The sequence below is a fragment of the Umezawaea endophytica genome (assembly GCF_025061645.1).
In the GTDB taxonomy this organism is placed as follows: domain Bacteria; phylum Actinomycetota; class Actinomycetes; order Mycobacteriales; family Pseudonocardiaceae; genus Umezawaea; species Umezawaea endophytica.
In genome coordinates, this window is record NZ_JANYMP010000007.1 from 219,687 (window position 1) to 237,280 (window position 17,594).

Sequence of the window (17,594 nt, forward strand, 5' to 3'; positions counted from 1 at the left end):
GTCGTGGACGCCGCTACTTGGCGAGCTTCGTCGCGCCCTCGACGGCCTGCTTCCAGGCCTCGTCGACCTCGACGCCGCTCTCGACCGCCTGGAGCGCGTCGGCGAACACCTTGTCCTGGATCTGCCCGGCGGCGGGCCCCTTGTGCTGCGCGGCGGGCACCTTGTTGGCCTGCTCCGCGAACAGCGCGCCGACCTTGGCGTTGCCGAAGTAGGGGTTGGTCTGGTTGAGCAGCGCGGGCGAGAGCAGGGCCTCGTTCTGGCTGGGGAAGGCGCCCTTCGCGGTGAAGGCCTTGATCTGCTGCTCGGGGGCGGTCAGCCACGCGGCCAGCTCGGCGGCTTCCTTCGGGTGCTTGCTCTGCTTGGGCACGGTCAGGAACGAGCCGCCCCAGTTGCCCGCGCCTCCGGGGAACGAGGCCGTGACGGCCCACTTGTCCTCGTTCTCCGGGCCGGACTGGGCCTCGATGACGCCGAGCATCCACGACGGGCAGGTCTTCGTGGCGAAGGCGGCGTTCTTGAACGCGGTGTTCCACTCGTTGCCGAACGCCACGAGCTTGGCGGACTGGCCGCCCCCGACCGCGGCGGTCACCTGGTCCCAGTCCTTCTTGATGGCCTCGTTGGACTCCACGACCAGGTTGTCGTCCCGGTCGTAGTAGCCGACCTTGTTCTGGTTGACCATCGCGTTGAACACCTGCGACGCGCTGTCGAACCACGCCCGGCCGGACTTGGCGACGAACCGGTCGCCCGTCGCGAAGTAGCTCTCCCAGGTGGCGAACAGCTCGCCGACGGCGTCGGGGTCGGACGGCAGCCCGGCGTCCTCGAACAGGTCGCGGCGGTAGCACATCGCCATCGGCCCGATGTCGGTCCCGTAGCCGATCAGCTCGCCGTCGCGGTTGCTGGCGGCGTCGGACTTCCACTGGAGCCAGCGCTCGGCCGTGACGTCGGAGGGACCGATCTTGGTGAGGTCGTTGAACTGGTCGGACTTCGCCATGACCTGGTTGATCCACCCCTCCTCGACGGCCTCGACGTCGGCGAGCCCCGACCCGGAGGCCAGCTTGGTGAACATGGTCTGGTGGTGGTCGTCGGCCTTGCCGGTCTTGCGGTGCGTGATCCGCACGTGCGGGTGGGTGTCCTGGTACTGCTTGAGCAGGTCCTCGTAGCCGAACTCGTTGAACGTCGCGATGGTCAGCTCGACGTCGGCGGTGACGGTCGAGCCCTCGTCGCTCCCGCAGGCCGCGGTGGTGGAGAGCAGGACGGCGCAAGCCAGCGCCGTCACCCGTCTGAGTGCGCGTTCGGACACGTGTCGACTCCTCAATCCCGGCGGAGGGGAAACCTGGGAGCGCTCCCAGGCTGGGAGTGTGCGCAGCGCCACACACACGTGTCAAGTCTTCGTGTCCACCCGGTGAACACCGGACTCCAATCCGCTGATCTGCGGAAATGATGAGCACCACTCACAGCGGACCCGGCTGTCACGTTCCGCGACACCACCTCGTCCCAGGGTCATGACCACCTCCTCACGCCGCGTCGTGCTGCTCCTCCTCGCGGTCGTCGCCGCGTCCGTCGGCTGCTGGGCGTACTTCGCCCCCGTGCACTGGTACGACACCTTCCCCGGCTTCGGCCACCGGTGGCTGCCGGTGCTCGGCCCGTACAGCGAGCACCTCGTCAAGGACGTCGGCGCCGCCTACCTCGGTCTCACCGCACTCAGCCTGGCCGCCGCGTGGCGCGCGGCCGACACGTACGTCGTCCGGATCGCGGGCGCCGGGTGGACGGTGTTCAACGTCCTGCACCTCGCCTACCACCTGCAACACCTCGGCATGTACCAGCCGGTCGACCAGGTGCTCAACGTCGTCGCGCTGGTGTCGATCGCGATCGGTGGCGCCGTCCTGCTGCTGCCCGCGAGGGCGAACCGCCGCGCGGAGGCCCCGGCGAGCCGCTGAGCACCGGCTCGCACGCCACCGCTGTTCGCCCACCCCGTCCCCGGCGTTCACAGCACGTCCCACCTGCCGCCACTTGACTTTGATCTCATATTCGCGACACTTCTTCATGTTTGGTCCGGGTGACGGGCCTCACACCACTAGCGCCCACCGAGCCGCCGCGGTGGACGCGGGCCGTTCGGACGAGGAGCACCATGCGAGCAGTGAGTTCAAGGGCGGCGTCACGGCGTCGACGGGCGGGCAAGGTGTCGTTCGTCCTCGGCACCGTCGCCGCGACGCTGTTCGCGAGCGCGGGTGTCGCGCTCGCGGACCCCCCGCAGGCACTCGACTGGTCCGCCCCCTGGGAGGACCGCACCTACGAACCCGCCTTCGACTACGACGGCGACGGCTGCTACCCCACCCCGGCGATCGGCCGGGACGGCACCATCGCGCCGGGGCTCAAGACGACCGGCGCCGTCAACGGGAGCTGCCACGACTCGTGGGACCTCGACAACACCAACGCGTACTCCCGCGTGAAGTGCAACAACGGGTGGTGCGGCTACATCTACGGCCTGTACTTCGAGAAGGACCAGGCCGTGGCGGGGTCGGGGCTCGGCGGCCACCGGCACGACTGGGAGCACGTCGTGGTGTGGGTGCAGAACGGCACCGCGCAGTTCGTCTCCACGTCCGCGCACGGCAAGTACCAGATCTACTCCCGCAACCAGGTCGCGTGGGACGAGACCGGCAACCACCCGAAGGTGATCTACCACAAGGACGGCGCGTCCACGCACTGCTTCCGGCTGGCGAGCTTCACCGAGCAGCCGGAGAACCACAAGGGCACCTGGCAGTACCCGCCGCTCGTCGGCTGGGACAACTACCCCGCAGGCCTGCGGGACAGGCTGACGTCGGCCGACTTCGGCTCGGCCCAGTTCGGCCTCCGCGAGGGCTCCTTCCCTGGGGAGCTGGCCAAGGCCAAGCCCGCGAGCATCCCGTTCAACCCCAACGGCTGACCTGAGCGACGCCGGGGAGGCCGGACCGCCTCCCCGGCCTCAGGACACCAGCGAGTCCAGCAGCCGCAGGCGGTCCGCCGAGTCGGACCCCGGTGCCGCGCCGCTGAAGATGATCCGCTGACCCGGATCGTCCGGCAGGCGCAGGCTCTCCTCGTTCAGCGTCATCCGCCCCACCAGCGGGTGGTCGTACTCGCGCACCGAGTGCAGGCACTCCGCCACCGGGTGCGTGGCCCAGATCCGCGCGAAGTCCGCGCTCCTGATGCTCAGGTCGCCGATCAGCTCGGCGAGCAGCCGGTCGTCCGGCTGGTCGCTCGACGCCATCCGCAGGTACGACGCCGCGTTGCGGGCCTCGCGCTCCCAGTCCACGACCAGGTCCCGCATCGCCGGTTCGAGGAACACCTGCCTCGCCATGTTCGGCCGCTCGTCGGGCCTCAGCCCGAGCAGCGCGAACCCGAGGCGGTTGCCGCCCAGCAGGTCGGTGCGGCGGCCGACGACGATGACCGCCTGGTCGGTGCTGCTCTCCGCGAGCGCCAGCACCGACGCGCGCACCACCTCCGGGCCGGTCTCGCGGCGGGTGACCTGGGCGGGCCACGCCAGGCGCAGCAGGTGCAGGCGCTCGCTCTCGTCCAGGCGCAGCGCGTTGGCGATGGCCTCCATCACCGAGTCCGACATCTGGTGGCTCTCGCCCTGCTCGATGCGGGTGTAGTAGTTCACACTCATGCCCGCCAGCCGCGCGACCTCCTCGCGCCGCAGGCCGGGCACCCGGCGCGGCGTGCCGTAGGTGGGGACCCCGCTCTCGGCGGGTGACAACGCCGCCCGCCTTGACCGCAGGAACTCCCCGAGCTGCTCACTCATGACCCCATCGTCCCTCCGCCGCACGGCCCGTGCCCTCCCCTCCCGTGGGTACCCACGACGTGGTGAGGCGCGGACGCCGCTCCCCGTGCAACGTCGTGGCATGACGAAGTATTCGAGCGGCACCACGCTCGGCCTTGACACGTTCGGGGACGTCCTCACCGACGACGCCGGAGCGCCGATGTCCCACGCGGCCACCATCCGCGGCCTGGTCGAGCACGGCGTGCTCGCGGACCAGGTCGGGGTCGACTTCTTCGGCGTCGGCGAGCACCACACGACCGAGATGCCGCTGTCGGCGCCGGACCTCGTGCTCGCCGCGGTCGCCGCCCGCACGTCCCGGATCCGCCTCGGCTCCGCGGTCACGGTGCTCAGCTCCGACGACCCGGTCCGGGTGTTCCAGCGGTACGCGACGCTCGACGCGCTCTCCGGCGGTCGCGCGGAGGTGATCCTCGGCCGCGGGTCGAGCACCGAGTCGTTCCCGCTGTTCGGGTACGACCTGGCCGACTACGACGAGCTGTTCGAGGAGAAGGTCGACCTGTTCGCCCGGCTGCTGGCGGAGGAGCCCGTGCACTGGTCCGGCCGCACCCGTGCCCCGCTCACCGGCCAGACCGTCGTGCCGACCACCGAGGGCGGCCCGATCCCGACGTGGATCGGCGTGGGCGGCAGCCCCCAGTCCGTGCTGCGGACCGCCCGGCACGGGCTGTCGCTGATGCTGGCGATCATCGGCGGGCCCACGGCGCGGTTCCGGCCGTTCGCCGACCTGTTCCGCGAGGCGCAGCGCCGCCTCGACCGGCCGGAGAAGCCGATCGGCGTGCACTCGCCCGGCCACGTCGCCGACACCGACGAGCAGGCGCGCGAGGAGCTGTTCCCGCACTACTCCGAGGTGCTCACCCGGATGTCGCGGCAGCGCGGGTTCCGGCCGCCCACCAGGGCCGGGTTCGACGAGGACGTCTCCGCGAACGGCTCCTGGTACGTCGGCTCGCCCGAGACCGTCGCCCGCAAGATCGCCGCCTCGCTGCGGACGCTCGGCGCGACCCGCTTCGACCTCAAGTACGGCCTCGCGGGCCACCCCGCCGGGCAGGTGCTGCGCAACATCGAGCTGTTCGGGACCAAGGTGGCCCCGATGGTGCGCGACCTGATGGCCGACTGACCGCGGTCACAACCTCCGGAACAGGTCCTGGTGCGGCGGCAGCGCCCCGGTCAGGGTGATGCACCGCTGGGCGATCCGGGTGGCCAGCGCGGGCACGAACGGCGTCAGCTCGCGGGCCAGCACCCGGCACGCCGAGAGCTGGGCCGCGAGCACGGCGTCGAGCCGCTCGCCCGCCCGGACGTCACCCTCGCGGTCGGCGCGGGCCAGGTCCCACGGGCGGGCGCGCAGCGCGAAAGCCCGCGCCTCCTCCACGACCCTCCACACCGCCGCGGTCGCCTGGCGGAAGTCGAACGCGGCGAGCGCGTCGTGCACGCGTTCGGGGGTCTCCCGGCAGACCGCCTCCAACTCCTCGGCGTCCGCGACCGGTCCGGTGACGACCGGCGGCTTGCCCGCCCGGTAGCGGTGGACCATCACAGTGATCTGGTCGACCAGGTCGGCCAGGCCCTTGGCCAGGTCGCCGTTGGCGCGGGTGACGACCCGCGAGGCGGCGAAGTCCGTCGTCTCGGGCCCGTCGCGCAGCAACCACCACCGCACCGCGTCGGAGCCGTACCGCCGGGCCAGGTCACCGGGGGCGGCGGTCTCCCTTTCCCCGGTGGCCACGGCGTCCTGGACCAGCACGTCGGTCGGCAGCGGCAGGCCCGCGGACAGCAGCACCGCGGGCCAGAGCACGGCGTGCTCGCGCAGCCGGTGGTGGCCGACCACGTGCACCCGGCGGTCGCCGCCCGTCCACCAGCGCCGGACGTTCGGCCCGTCGACGCCGTGGCCGAGGCTCGTGACGTAGGTGGCGACCTCGTCCCACCACGGGTCGACGAACAGGCCCTCGTCGCCGGGCACCGGGATCACGCCGGGTCCGGACACGGCCACGTCCGGCAGCCCGTCCGCGAGGAGGTCCAGCACCTCGTCCCGGCGGGCGGCGGGTTCGAGCCGGACCTTGCCGCTGCCGATCAGGTCGCGGAGCCGGTCGACGTGCCGCGACAGCCGGAAGTACCAGGCTCCGGCGTCGCGGTGGACGTCACCTGCCTCGGCGCAGGCGAGCCAGAGCCGGTCGACCCCGGCGGGGTGCCTGCCGTCGCGGCCGGGGGTCGCGAACTCGGTGTACGACAGGGCCAGCGGCTCCCGCAGGTCGGCGAACGCCTCCGAGTCCGCGCCGGTCAGGAACCGCACGCGGTCGCCGCGCAGCCTGCGGTGCCGGGCGAGCGCGTCGGCCCGGACCACCTCCAGCGCGTACCCGAGACCGGGCTCGCCGCGGTGGGCGACGGCGGTGGTCAGGTAGCACCGCGACATCGGGCACCTCCAGGTGTCAGGGGCTCCGGCCGGACCGTAGCAGCGGAGCCGCGCGGACCCGACCCGCATTTCCGCGGCGTCCGGAGGATGGTCAAGCGCCCGTTCGGTCGCGGTTCGATCACAAAACGCATCCAGGGCCCTCCCCGCGTCTCCTCACCGGAAAGGCCCGCCGCCTGGAAGGACCCGACCCGATGATCCGCGGACCCCACTCCTACCAGTTCCGCGAAGGCGACGACCAGCAGTGGTTGTCGTGCTTCGGCACCGACACCACGCACACCGTGGTCGGCAGCAGCACCAGGACCGTCGTCATGTCGCGCGACGGCTGGCGCCGCAACCAGACCGGCGTGCCGGTCTCGCTGAGCTGGTCGACCACCGACCCGTACGCGGTCGTCCTGCTGCTGCACGACGACGAGATCACCAGTTGGACGTTCTCCCGCGAACTCCTCTCCGAAGGCGGGGGGCTCGGGAACGTGCGCGTGCGCCACGGACTCGTGACCAGCGTCGAGCTGGACTCGCCGAAGCTGCGGATCACCCTGCGGCTGTCCGTGACGTGGGTCGAGGACTTCCTCCGGCACACCCAGGACGTCATGCCGCTGGGCACCGAGCCGAGCCTGGCGGAGATCGGTGAGCCCGCCTGGTCGACGGAGCTGGCCCGGCTGTCGGACTGGCCGGGGTGATCCACTCCTAGACTGCCGCGCGTGGAACACCTCGTCGACGCCTACCTGGACCGGATCGGGCACCGCGGCGGCGTGGCGCCGAGCGCGGACGTGCTGCGCGCACTGCACCGGGCGCACCTGGCGACCGTGCCGTTCGAGAACTTCGACGTGCACCTGGACGCCGTCGTGCCGCTGGACCGGGCCACGATCCTGGACAAGGTGGTGCGCCGCCGCCGCGGCGGCTACTGCTACGAGCTGAACACCGCGTTCGCCGAGCTGCTGGGGGCTCTGGGGTTCGACGTGACGCTCGCCGTCGCGGCGATCTGCGACCGCGACGAGGGGGATCCGCACTGGGGCAACCACCTGGCGCTGCTGGTGCGCGTCGACGGCGGCACGTGGGTCGCCGACGTGGGGATGGGCCAGGGTTTCCTCGACCCGCTGCCGCTGCGCGCCGGGCGCCACGAGCGCGGCGGGTTCGACTTCGAGGTCGCCCCCGACGACGACTGGTGGATCGGGATGCACCGGCACGGGCGGCTGCCCGGCTACCGGCTGCGCGAGGAACCCGCCGACCTGGCCTCGTTCCAGCCGCTGCACGAGTACCAGACGACGTCGCCGGAGTCGCCGTTCGTGCGGCTGCTGATGGCGCAACGGCCGCACGACGACCACGTGCTGACGCTGCTCGGCACCCGCCTGACGGCGGACGGGCCCGCGGGCCGGGTGGAGTCGGCGCTGGACACCCACGCCGAGTACGCCGCCGTGCTGGCCGAGCGGTTCGGCGTGCCGACCGGCGACCTGGACACCGCGAGGCTGCACCGGATCGCGCACGCCATGACCACCGCCCACGTCGGGTGAGCGGTGGTCACGGTCGTCACCGAGCCGTTCCGGGCCCGGTCGGGGCTCGCGCTACGGGGTCCCGGCGAGGACCGACCGGTCGCGGACGAGCTTGCCGTTCGGCGTCCTGGGCAGCTTGCGCAGCACCCGGACCACGCTCGGCCGCTTGAAGTCCGCCATCCGCGCCGCGCACCACCCGGTGACGGTGGCCTCGTCGAGGTCGTCGGACGTGGTCGCCACGTAGGCCTCGACCGCGCCGTCGAACACGACGATCGCCTCGTCCACCATCGGATGGGTGCGCAGCACGTCCTCGATCTCCAGCAGGTCGATGTTGTTGCCGCCGAAGATGACCAGCGAATCCGCCCGGCCGTGCAGGGTCAGCAGCCCGTCGGCGGTCAGCTCGCCCCGGTCGCTGGTGCGCCACCAGCCGTCCCGGTAGTTCGCCTTCTCGGGTTCGACGAGGTAGGGCGACCGGTCCATCCCGACCTCCACCTGCCCGTCGCGCACGCGCAGCCGGACGCCGTCGCACACCGGGCCGACCGACGGCCGGGTGAGCCCGGTGACGTCCATCGTGAGGATGCCGGTCTCGGTGGTGCCGTAGCCCTGGCCGATCGGCAGGCCGTAGAGGTCGGTGAAGCGCTCCTCGACCTCCCGTTGGATCAGCTCGCCGCCGGAGAGCACCCAGCGCAGAGCGGGCAGCGCGGGCGGGTCCTGCACCTGGTTGAGCGCCGCGTAGTGCAGCGGCAGCCCGGTGATCCCGACGACCCCGTGCTCCGCGGCCGTGCCGACGACGTCCTGCCCGGACTCCTGGGTGGAGAACACCAGGTGCACGCCGACGTGCAGCGTCCGCAGGATCCCGAACGCCACGCCGAAGCTGTGCGCCGTGGAGCTGAGCAGCAGCACCTTCTCCCCCGCCACCGGCAGGTCCGGCATCCGGTTGAACACCTCCACCTCCGTCCGCAGCGACTCGGCGGTGCGGGCGATGACCTTCGGCTGGCCGGTGGAGCCGGAGCTGAACTGCACCAGGCAGTGGTCGGTCGACGCGGCCACGCCGTCGGCGTGCGTCGTGGTGACCAGCTCGAACCGCTCGCGGAACCGCACGAGCTTGCGCCCGACGTCCGCGGCGCGCACCACGAACTGGGCGCGGCACCGCACCCGCAGCGCTTCCAGCTCGACCGGGGTGAGCCGCGGTTCGACCAGCATGACCTGCGCGCCCAACGCCCAGAGCGCCAGCAGCGCTTGGACCTGGGTGAAGCTCGGGGGTGCCTGGAGCACCACCGAGCTGTCGCGCCGGACACCCGACGCGGCGAACGCGCGCGCGTCGGCCGCGACCGCCTCGCGGAGTTCGCCGCGGGTGACGGTGTGCCGGTGGGTGAGGAACGGGGCGTCGTCGGCGCCCCTCGCCAGCAGGTCGCCGATCAGGTCCTCGACGCGGAGCGTCATCAGCTCTCCTTGCAGAACTCGCCGATGGGGTAGCCCACGTGCCGCTGGTCGGTCGCCACGTGGCCGAGCAGCTCATCGCCCCGCTGGAGTTCCGTGACGTTGCGGACCTTGCCGCCCGGACCGAGGACGCGGACGTGCCAGTCGTCCTGGACGATGAGGGTCACCACGACCCCCTCCGGCGAGTGCGCGGTGATGGTGAGCAGCGGCCGGGACTCCAGCTTCGCCCTCCCCACCACGACCTTGCGCGTCCGGCCCTCGGCGTTGACCGCGAGGACGGAGCCGCCGGAGCGGAGTTCGCTGAGGTAGTTGGTGCGGTTGTCCGCGCCGAGCACGTAGGAGTGCAGCGCGCCCGCGTTGACCCGGAACGGCCGGGTCGGCATGTACGGCAGCGGGTGCGTCTCGCTGCAGCACAGGATGAACCCGGTGGAGAACGACCCGACGAGGATGCCCTCGTCCTCCTCGAAGTGGGTGCAGGTGTCCACGCACACGCGGTCGCCGAGACCGCTGTGCTCCACCGAGTCCACGGTCAGGGTGGTGAGTTGGACAGGGGGTGTGCTCGCCTCCAGCAACCTCACCGCGGCGAACACGTCCTCGGCGCCGCGCGGGGCCAGCATGATGCCGTCCGAGCCGTGCTCCAGGACGTCGACGACGATCCCGGCCTCCTCCACGTCGGCGCACACGCAGATCAGCTCGCCGCTCGCGCGGTCCGCCGCGGCGATCACGATCTCCAGCGGGATCTTGGTCGGGTCGGTGAAGCTGACGACGGTGTGCGGCAGTTCCACCGCGGCGAGGCAGGCGAGCCGCAGCGTGCGGTCGTCGCGCACCTCCACGAACGCGGCCCGGCCGGTGCCGCGCAGCGCGTGCACGCCGTCCTCGTCGTGCACGACCTGCGTCACGACGTCGACCCCGTGCTCGCCCTCCGGCGGCGGTGTCCCGTCGGGGAGCAGCAGCACGCGTTTGACGGTGGGCGGAAGTGTGGCGAGCACGGCCGCGTCAGCCGCGACGACGGCGCGCGCACGGGCGTGCACGGCGGCGTCGACGACTCCTTCGAGCTGGTGTTCGGGTACTTGGCGGACGTCGATCCAAGCGAATTTCACGCGGCACCTGTCGTGGTCGTGATGGGGTGATCGGCGTGGGCACCCCGGCGGGTGCCCTGGTGGACGGCGGACGAGAGCCCCGCGACGAGGCTGCGGGGAGCGGGGTCGGTGAAGACGCGGCGACCGATCGCGAGACCGGCGCACCCGGCGCGCATCGCCGCCGCGGCGTACCCGACCGGGTCGACGTGGTCGACCGGACCGCCCGCGGCGAGCACGGGGATCGGGCAGTGGGCCGTCACGTCGGCCATGCGGCTGATCGGCAGCGCCATGGACGTCTTGACGATGTCCGCGCCGAGGTCGGCGGCGATGTTGACCACGTGGGCCAGCAGCACCGGGTCGTGCGGATCGGCGACGCGCGGCCCGCGGGCGTAGGCCATCGCGATCAGCGGCACGTTCCACGCGTCGCACGCCGACGCGACGACGCCGAGGTCGGCGAGCTGCCGCGCCTCGGTGTCCGAGCCGATGTTGACGTGGACGCTGACCGCGTCGGCGCCCAGCCGCAGCGCTTCCTCGACGTCGCCGACGAGGACCTTCGCGTTGGTGTCGGCGGCGTGCGCGGTGCCCGCGCTGAGGTGGACCACGAGCGCGCAGTCGCCGAGCACGACCGGGTCGATCAGCCGGACCCGGCCCTTGTGGACCACGATCGCGTCGGCCCCACCGGCCACCACGGAGTGGATGAGACCGTCCCACCGGTGGTTGGGAACGACGGGTCCGTCCGAAACGCTGTGGTCGAGGGGGACGAAGAGGTATTTTTCGTCGTGCGGCCGTGATAATCGCCTCAGCCGCAGAGCTTTCCGGGGGTCAGACACGCTTGAAACGCTCCTTGTTTCGGTCAATTCAGCAGACCAGAAAACGAAGCGATCGGGCAGTATCAGGAAGCGATAACTCGAAAGTTATCACCCTCATACCGACCTGAAGCCGCTTATCGGACCAAGTGAAGAATCCGTTCGCAGCAGTCGGGCCCGGAATTCTGCAATAAGGTGGTCCGGTGCGAGCAGAACTTCGTCATCTCCACGTCGTGCTGGCCGTAGCGGCGGCGGGCAGCATCCGGAGGGCCGCCACGGATCTCAAGATCGCACAACCCGGCCTCACGGCCCAGATCCGGCGGATAGAGCGGACCTTCGGCGGCCAGTTGTTCGTGCGCGCCTCCAACGGGGTCGTGCTCACCGAACTCGGCGAGCACGTCGTCCTGCGCGGACAGGAGATCGTCGACAAGTTCGACGACCTGTGCGCCACCGCCCGCAAGATCGCCGACCGGGCGCACCCCGCGGCCGTCCACCTGGGAGGCGTCACCGGCGCGCTCATCCCGCAGTTGATGTCCGCGGTGCGCGAAGCGTTGCCGGGACAGGACATCACGACCCAGATGGAGCGCAACGGCGAGGCCGTCCTCGACCACGTGCGCACCGAGAAGCTCGACCTCGCCGTCCTGGCCGAGTTCGCCCGCACGCCTCCCAGACTCCCGTTCGGAGTCCACAGGAGACCTCTGCTGACCGAACCCGTCTTCGTCGCGCTGCCCGCGGACCACCGCCTCGCCAGTCGGGGCACGCTCGACCTGACCGACCTGGCGGACGAGCGGTGGACCATGCCGGAGGAATCCGTCGGCGGTCCAAGGTCGACCTTCCAGCTCACCTGCGAGGCCGCCGGGTTCACCCCGAAGTTCGAACACTTCGGGGCCGACCTTGACACGGCACTCGAACTCGTGCGTTCCGAGAACACCGTCGCGGGCGTCCACCCCGCCGTGCGGGAAGCCATCGGAATCGTCGTCAAACCCCTCGTCGGAAATCCGCTGCACCGCCGACTCGTCCTGGTGTGGCCGGAGAACTCGGCCGTCGCCGACCAGATCGACCGCGTGCACTCCGGATTCATCGCCGGATATCACCGCCGCGTGCACCGGAGCGCCACGTATTCGTCGTGGTGGAGGTCCGGTGGAGCGGAATTCGCCCTCGACGGCGAGTGACCGGATTCCTTCCCGGTCCACTGTGGACTCCATGTTCGCCCGTCCGCGCGACCACTCCCCGTCGTAGTCCGAGGGACCCGAACCGTCGCAGTACGGCTTGCTCCCGTTGGCCGCGCGGCAGCGCAACAGGCCCAACACCCCGCGTCATCCGAGGCAGGCCCGGACCGCGAGGCCGAGTCCGACGACCAGCACGAGCACCGAGGTGAGCACGGGCACCAGCGCGACCAGCCCGCCGAGGCGCGCCCGGAACCGGTCCACCCTCGCCATCGCCTCCACCCGGTCCCGCAGCCGGACGAGCAGCAGCCCGACAGCGGTCAGCGTGGCCGCCATGCCGACCCCGTACCCGAGGACCAGCACGACGCCGAACCACGTCCGCCCGAGCGCGACCGCGCCGAGCAGCACCACCAGCGCGGACGGACTGGGCACCAGCCCACCCGCGATCCCCATCCCGACGAGCCCCGACCGACCGATCCCGTGGCCATGTCCATGACCATGACCGTGGCCATGCCCGTGGCCCACGGGCGCTCCCGCACCGACCAGCTCCCGCACCGCGGCCTCGGCGGGTCGACGGCGCAGCGCGGAGCGCAGCAGCACCGCGCCGATGCCCGCGACCAGCAGCCCGCTGACCACACCGAGCAGCCGCAGCACGTCCTCGCCCGCGACGGCGCTCGACGCGCTGACGAGCAGTCCCAGCACGAGCACACCCGCCGTGTGCGTGACGGTCACGGTGGCCCCGACGGCGACCGCGTCGCGGACCGATCCCCGCCTGCCCGCGAGGTACGCGGCGATCACCGTCTTGCCGTGCCCCGGCAGAGCCGCGTGCGACGCGCCCAGCAACAGGGACAGCAGCACCGCGAGCACCCCCACCACGGGGGTCAGGTCCTCGCTGCCCGCCAGGTCGGTGAACGCGGACGTGGCCGCGGCCACCACCGAGTCGACCGGCCCCAGCCCGGTCCGGACGCCACCGGGTGCCGCTGTGCTGGATCCGGGCGCCACCCGCAGGTCGACCGAGCGGACGTCCAACGGATCGGCCAGCAGGTCGTCCGGGTAGCGGCGCAGCTCGTCGCTGACGCTCGCGGTCGGCACCGCCGGGTCGACCAGCGCCACGCCGTCCCCGACGGCGGTCATCTCGCGCCAGCCGATCCGGTCCTCGCGGTAGGTCTCCCGCACGGTCACAATAGTCTCGCGGTCCAGGTCCGCCGCGCCGGTGAGCACGCAGGTCGTCCTGGTCGTGGTGAGCCCCGCGTCGCCGCGCGGGTGCTCCAGCCCGCTCGACGCCACGGCCAGCGCGACCGGCCGTCCGCCCGCCGTGACGGCCGTCGCCGCGGCCACGGCGGCGCACTCGCGGCCCGCGTCGGTGACGGGCTCCTGGAGCGTCGGGATCTCGGCGCTGTCGACGACGACGCGCAGTTCCACCCCGGCGGGCCGCAGGGTGACGCCCACGTGGTGGTTGACCGTGAAGTTGCCCAACGGGTGCGCGTTCGCCTGTGCGGGCACGACGAGCACCGCTCCGAGGCAGAGCACCAGCAACGCCAACGCTTTCCTCATCGCCGCCCCCGCAGTCCCGCCAGCGCTGTCGACGCCGGAGCGGCCACCGGGGAGCGCGGGTTGATCCGCAGCGAGTCCTCCAACGCCGCGACGGCGTCCGCGTCACGGCCCAGCGCGGCGAGGACCGTGCCGCGGTGGAAGGCGAAGACGGCGTCGCGCTTGCCGAGCGCCGCCGCCCGGTCCGCGAACCCGAGCGCTTCGGCGTCCCGGCCGTTGAGGTGCAGCGCCCACGCCAGCGTGTCGGCGACCAGGGTGTTGGGCCGCCGCGCCCACTCCGCTTCCGCGTGGGCCAGCGCCGCAGCGGCGTCACCGCGCTCGGCGGCGGTCTGCGAGGAGGTGAGGTGGTCCACCGAACCCGCGGCGGCGAGCAGTTCCTCCTGGCGCGCCACCAGGTCCCACTGGCGATCGGCCTCGTCCGCGCGACCCGCGTCGCGCAGCAGGACGGCGTACTCCTGGAGGTACTGCGGCAGCGGCACCCGGCGGGTGATGTCCCGGTAGGCGGCGAGCGCGTCGTCGGTCCGCCCCCTGGCCGCGGCGGTCTTCGCCTTGCCCTGCGCCAGCGGCACGTCGCGCGGATCGGCCAGCAGGCCCAGGTCGTAGTGCTCGTCGGCGAGGTCGAGGTCGCCGGACCCGAACGCCAGCTCACCGAGGTAGTAGCGGCAGAACGCGACGTCGCCCGGTCCGGTGGCGTCCTGGAGCGCGCGGTCGAGCGCCTGGCGGGCCTCGTCGGTGCGGCCGTGGAGTTCCAGGTCGTAGGAGGCGCGGGTGAACGAGGGGACGCCGGGTTCGAGGTCGAGCATCCGCTGGACGGCGGCCGTGGCCGCGTCCGCGTCGCCGAGCTGCGTGTGGGCGTCGGCGAGCACGCCCTGCGCCTCGGCGGTGTCGGGCAGGACCACCGCCGCCCGCGACCCCCAGTCACGGGCGGCGGTGAAGTCGTGGCGGGCGTTCGCGAGCGCGCCCAAACCGATGAGCGCCTGGCCGTTCTCGGGTCGCAGGGCGAGCGACTTCTCCAGCGCTCCCTGCGCCTTGCCGTAGTAGGACGGGTCCGCGGTGACGCGGGCCTGCTCCACGTACGCGGAGCCGAGCCGCGCCCAGGTGGCCGGGTCGTCCGGGGTGGCGCGCAACCTGGCCTGTGCGGTGGAGATGGCGCGGGACAGGGCGGTCTCGGCGATCGGGGCCGACGCGGGCGGCGTCGGGGTGGTGCGCGGAAGGGTGGCGGCGGTCGTGGCGAGCAGTGCGACGCCGCCGACGACGGCGACGAGCGCGAGTAACCTCTTGCGGCCGCTCGGGGAAGTCATCGGGGAACCTCCGGTCGGGTGGGTCCCCGTGGCGCGCGGAGGGGAAGGACGCACGCGCCACGGGGAGGAACTAGGCTGCCTCGGACTTCTTCCACAGTGGACCGCGGCGGAACAGCCAGGCGCCCGAACCGATGAGCGCGACCGCGACCATCCCGTTGAGCGCCATCGGGCCGGACGGCAGTTCGCCGCCGCCGGGCAGCACCGCCCCGCCCGTCGAGGCCGCGTTGACGGCGTTGCCGCTCGGCAGGGCCACGTACGGGAACGACTTGCCGAACGCCTTGTCGTTGGCGTTGACCTGGTCACCGGCGGCGAGGGCGGGGACGATCCCGCTCACCGCCGCCCCTTCGAGGGCCTGCAACTCGATGTCGAGCACGTCGTCGGTGAGCCTGCGCCCGTTCGGGAAGCCCTGGAGGTCGCCCGCGAGCACCCCCAGCCGGTTCGGCTTGGCGGCCACCGGCACCGAGGTGTTGAGCCGGAGTTGCTCCGAGGGCACGAACTTCTTCGGGTTCACGTCCGCGTTGTTCAACTGCGAGTTCAGGTCCGCCTTGATCGGCCCCGGCGTTTTCGTCGTGATGCCCGTCAGGAAGATCTCCACCAGGTCGTTGCGCGGAGTGGCCGGGGCGGGAATCCCGTAGATGGCCTGGACCAGCTTGGGCACCTCCGGGTCGGTCACCCGGTTGACCAGGTCCGGCTTCTTCCCGTCCTGGTCGGGTGTCGACGCGTTGAACCCGTCCTTGAGCGCCGCGGGCACGACGACCTCGTTGACCAGCGGGTTGCCGAGCCTCGACACCTGGACGAACGGTCCGGTCGGCGTCGACCTGCCCGGCGTGAGCAGCATCGACTGCCGCTCGGTGTCGCTCCAGACGCCGATCACCGGGTTGCGGGCCGCGTCGCCCTTGAGCGCCAGCGCCGACTTCGGGAGTTGGAGGGCGATCGTGTTCACGTTGTAGCCCTTGACGGTGTCCTGCCCGACCTCGGACAGGTCACCGCCGTAGAGCAGGTCGAACACCCTCAGGTCGAGGAAGAACGCGTCGTCCGCCTGCCCGGCGAACGACTTCCCGCCGCCGGGCACGTCGGTGACGGCCTGGTCCCGCAGCTTCCCGTAGTCCGGCATGGACGCGGGCCCCGTGTTGGACGGCGCGACGCGGCCGGACTTGACCAGCTTCTTCGACCTGCCGTTCCCGTCGATCACCTCCAGCGTGTAGGTCTGCCGGAACAGCAGGTTCTCGTCGTCGAGCGACGTGACCGGGCCGTTGTCGTAGAGGAACGTCGTCTTCCCGCGCTTGTCCTGGGTGGCGAACGTCCACCGGTAGGTCAGGTCGGCGCGCGCGTCCCCGTCGTTGTCGATGTTGATGTCGTAGCGGGCGTCGGTCGCCCACGGGTAGAAGTTGGGCCCACCGTTGGGTTCCTGGAACGGGTACCAGTTCGCCACCAGGGTGACGGTGTCCGGCTTGTCCGGGCTGACGAACGCGTACACGTCGGTGTTGTCCACCGGCGGGTCGCCCGCGACCAGCGGGGCCTCGCGGTGGCTGGACGCGTCCGCGGTGCTCGGCCCGAACCCGACCAGACCGGCGGTGAGCAGGGTGCTCCCGGCCGCGACCAGGGCTGACACCGCACGCCGTCTTCGTCGTGGGTGAGGAGGTGCTGACATGCTCCATCCCTTCGTCGACAGGGACCCGCCGGAACGCGGTCCTGCCGGCGTCACGAGCGGATCCGGGTCCGCGCGGCTGCTGCGCGCACGGACACAACCCGTTCGATCGAGGGATGCGACCTGGTTCACCGATCGCGGAAGAATCCACCCGAGGTGGACTGGTGATCAAGCGCGCCAACGGCTCCGCACCGTCCACACGCGACTCCAGGTCGCGAGCGCGCCACCGATGCCGGGGATCCAGGCGATCAGCCTGACCCGCGGGGACGGGCTGCTCCGGAAGGCGAGCACGAGCACGAACAGGTAGGCGCACCCGTGCACCGGGCCGATCAGGGACGACAGCGGCGCCCAGTGGGCGGTCGCGAGGTTCACCAACAGGACCGCCAGCGAGACCAGTTCGACGGTCGCGGCGATCCGCAGGGAGCGCGGGGGCATGGTCACGCTCCCGTCGTGGAGCCGGGTCGGACGATCATCAGCACGGTGACCACCGCCCACAGCAGGTTGAACACGCCCGCGTGGGCGGCGAGCCGGGAGGGCTCCACCCGCACCCCCGCGAGCACGTCCCGCTGCCTCGGCAGCACCAGCAGGCCCAGCACCCCGGCCGCCGCGGCGGTCAGCGCTATCGAGACCAGCAGCCAGGCGTCCCCGAGCACCCCGAGGCTGCTGCCGGTGGCGAGGCCGAACACCGGGACCACGATCCCGACCCCGGCGTACACCCGGCAGATCCGGTGCAGCAGGCGGAGCGCGGTCTGGTCGGGGGTGGCCGCGCGCAGCGCGGCCGGGAACATGCTCGCCGCCACCGCGACCGGTCCGATGGCGATCACGGCGGCCAGCACGTGAACGGACAGCAGGAGCTTCGTCACCGATCCCCCACCGCGGAACTTGCCGACATCACTTCTCCTCCTCTGGT

Annotated in this window: 17 protein-coding genes; 6 read left to right on the plus strand and 11 right to left on the minus strand. The window is 72.0% G+C overall.

The window, feature by feature from the left end; all coding sequences use genetic code 11:
• Positions 1-13: 13 nt before the first annotated feature.
• Positions 14-1,297: an ABC transporter substrate-binding protein gene (locus NZH93_RS17315; RefSeq protein WP_372506662.1), complete on the minus strand. Its 1,284-nt coding sequence runs from the start codon at positions 1,295-1,297 to the stop codon at positions 14-16.
• 202 nt (positions 1,298-1,499) lie between these two features.
• Between NZH93_RS17315 and NZH93_RS17320 the strand changes: the two genes are divergently transcribed.
• Positions 1,500-1,934: a hypothetical protein gene (locus NZH93_RS17320; protein ID WP_259624129.1), complete on the plus strand. Its 435-nt coding sequence runs from the start codon at positions 1,500-1,502 to the stop codon at positions 1,932-1,934.
• A 200-nt stretch (positions 1,935-2,134) separates the two neighbouring features.
• Positions 2,135-2,920, plus strand: a complete 786-nt coding sequence (locus NZH93_RS17325; protein WP_372506663.1) for an NPP1 family protein — start codon at positions 2,135-2,137, stop codon at positions 2,918-2,920.
• A gap of 39 nt (positions 2,921-2,959) precedes the next feature.
• Here the strand turns inward: NZH93_RS17325 and NZH93_RS17330 are convergent, their stop codons facing one another.
• A complete protein-coding gene (locus NZH93_RS17330) occupies positions 2,960-3,775 on the minus strand; it encodes a helix-turn-helix transcriptional regulator (RefSeq protein WP_259624130.1) in 816 nt (271 codons plus the stop codon).
• Positions 3,776-3,875: 100 nt separating this feature from the next.
• Here NZH93_RS17330 and NZH93_RS17335 point away from each other — a divergent pair, with 100 nt between their 5' ends.
• Positions 3,876-4,922 carry an LLM class flavin-dependent oxidoreductase gene (locus NZH93_RS17335; RefSeq protein ID WP_259624131.1) on the plus strand — a complete coding sequence of 349 codons (1,047 nt, stop codon included), beginning with the start codon at positions 3,876-3,878 and terminating at the stop codon, positions 4,920-4,922.
• A gap of 6 nt (positions 4,923-4,928) precedes the next feature.
• Here NZH93_RS17335 and NZH93_RS17340 read toward each other — a convergent pair whose 3' ends face one another.
• Positions 4,929-6,206, minus strand: a complete 1,278-nt coding sequence (locus NZH93_RS17340) for a class I tRNA ligase family protein (RefSeq protein WP_259624132.1) — start codon at positions 6,204-6,206, stop codon at positions 4,929-4,931.
• A 191-nt stretch (positions 6,207-6,397) separates the two neighbouring features.
• Here NZH93_RS17340 and NZH93_RS17345 point away from each other — a divergent pair, with 191 nt between their 5' ends.
• Both NZH93_RS17345 and NZH93_RS17350 read left to right on the plus strand, forming a co-directional pair.
• Positions 6,398-6,883 (plus strand): SsgA family sporulation/cell division regulator, encoded by a 486-nt coding sequence (locus NZH93_RS17345; protein WP_259624133.1) that lies wholly within the window; start codon positions 6,398-6,400, stop codon positions 6,881-6,883.
• A 21-nt stretch (positions 6,884-6,904) separates the two neighbouring features.
• The gene (locus NZH93_RS17350; RefSeq protein ID WP_259624134.1) at positions 6,905-7,714 is read left to right on the plus strand and encodes an arylamine N-acetyltransferase family protein; all 810 of its coding nucleotides are present in this window, start codon (positions 6,905-6,907) and stop codon (positions 7,712-7,714) included.
• Between the two features lie 51 nt (positions 7,715-7,765).
• Here the strand turns inward: NZH93_RS17350 and NZH93_RS17355 are convergent, their stop codons facing one another.
• The 3 genes from NZH93_RS17355 to NZH93_RS17365 are packed head-to-tail and all read right to left on the minus strand — an operon-like array spanning position 7,766 to position 11,042.
• A complete protein-coding gene (locus tag NZH93_RS17355) occupies positions 7,766-9,136 on the minus strand; it encodes a class I adenylate-forming enzyme family protein (protein WP_259624135.1) in 1,371 nt (456 codons plus the stop codon).
• Positions 9,136-10,233 carry a 3-dehydroquinate synthase II family protein gene (locus NZH93_RS17360; RefSeq protein WP_259624136.1) on the minus strand — a complete coding sequence of 366 codons (1,098 nt, stop codon included), beginning with the start codon at positions 10,231-10,233 and terminating at the stop codon, positions 9,136-9,138. The genes NZH93_RS17355 and NZH93_RS17360 overlap by 1 nt, the downstream gene beginning before the upstream one ends.
• Positions 10,230-11,042: a 2-amino-3,7-dideoxy-D-threo-hept-6-ulosonate synthase gene (locus NZH93_RS17365; protein ID WP_259624137.1), complete on the minus strand. Its 813-nt coding sequence runs from the start codon at positions 11,040-11,042 to the stop codon at positions 10,230-10,232. The genes NZH93_RS17360 and NZH93_RS17365 overlap by 4 nt, the downstream gene beginning before the upstream one ends.
• Positions 11,043-11,221: 179 nt before the next feature.
• Between NZH93_RS17365 and NZH93_RS17370 the strand changes: the two genes are divergently transcribed.
• Positions 11,222-12,190 carry a LysR family transcriptional regulator gene (locus NZH93_RS17370; protein ID WP_259624138.1) on the plus strand — a complete coding sequence of 323 codons (969 nt, stop codon included), beginning with the start codon at positions 11,222-11,224 and terminating at the stop codon, positions 12,188-12,190.
• A 144-nt stretch (positions 12,191-12,334) separates the two neighbouring features.
• On the opposite strand, the gene NZH93_RS17375 is transcribed toward NZH93_RS17370, so the two are convergent.
• From NZH93_RS17375 to NZH93_RS17395, 5 genes are all read right to left on the minus strand, one after another.
• The gene (locus NZH93_RS17375; protein ID WP_259624139.1) at positions 12,335-13,738 is read right to left on the minus strand and encodes a nickel/cobalt transporter; all 1,404 of its coding nucleotides are present in this window, start codon (positions 13,736-13,738) and stop codon (positions 12,335-12,337) included.
• Entirely contained in the window at positions 13,735-15,036 is a 1,302-nt protein-coding gene (locus tag NZH93_RS17380; RefSeq protein WP_259624140.1) for a tetratricopeptide repeat protein, read from the minus strand. The genes NZH93_RS17375 and NZH93_RS17380 overlap by 4 nt, the downstream gene beginning before the upstream one ends.
• A 70-nt stretch (positions 15,037-15,106) precedes the next feature.
• Positions 15,107-16,648: a DUF4331 domain-containing protein gene (locus tag NZH93_RS17385; RefSeq protein WP_259624141.1), complete on the minus strand. Its 1,542-nt coding sequence runs from the start codon at positions 16,646-16,648 to the stop codon at positions 15,107-15,109.
• A 204-nt stretch (positions 16,649-16,852) separates the two neighbouring features.
• A complete protein-coding gene (locus NZH93_RS17390) occupies positions 16,853-17,119 on the minus strand; it encodes a DUF3817 domain-containing protein (RefSeq protein ID WP_259624142.1) in 267 nt (88 codons plus the stop codon).
• A gap of 2 nt (positions 17,120-17,121) precedes the next feature.
• Entirely contained in the window at positions 17,122-17,547 is a 426-nt protein-coding gene (locus NZH93_RS17395) for a hypothetical protein (protein WP_259624143.1), read from the minus strand.
• Between the last annotated feature and the right edge of the window lie 47 nt (positions 17,548-17,594).

Bases quoted from the DNA above. Each gene is read 5' to 3' on its own strand.
- NZH93_RS17355 (WP_259624135.1), bottom strand. From the start codon at position 9,136: ATGACGCTCCGCGTCGAGGACCTGATCGGCGACCTGCTGGCGAGGGGC.
- NZH93_RS17375 (WP_259624139.1), bottom strand. From the start codon at position 13,738: ATGAGGAAAGCGTTGGCGTTGCTGGTGCTCTGCCTCGGAGCGGTGCTC.
- NZH93_RS17320 (WP_259624129.1), top strand. From the start codon at position 1,500: ATGACCACCTCCTCACGCCGCGTCGTGCTGCTCCTCCTCGCGGTCGTC.
- NZH93_RS17335 (WP_259624131.1), top strand. From the start codon at position 3,876: ATGACGAAGTATTCGAGCGGCACCACGCTCGGCCTTGACACGTTCGGG.
- NZH93_RS17340 (WP_259624132.1), bottom strand. From the start codon at position 6,206: ATGTCGCGGTGCTACCTGACCACCGCCGTCGCCCACCGCGGCGAGCCC.
- NZH93_RS17390 (WP_259624142.1), bottom strand. From the start codon at position 17,119: ATGCCCCCGCGCTCCCTGCGGATCGCCGCGACCGTCGAACTGGTCTCG.
- NZH93_RS17330 (WP_259624130.1), bottom strand. From the start codon at position 3,775: ATGAGTGAGCAGCTCGGGGAGTTCCTGCGGTCAAGGCGGGCGGCGTTG.
- NZH93_RS17380 (WP_259624140.1), bottom strand. From the start codon at position 15,036: ATGACTTCCCCGAGCGGCCGCAAGAGGTTACTCGCGCTCGTCGCCGTC.
- NZH93_RS17345 (WP_259624133.1), top strand. From the start codon at position 6,398: ATGATCCGCGGACCCCACTCCTACCAGTTCCGCGAAGGCGACGACCAG.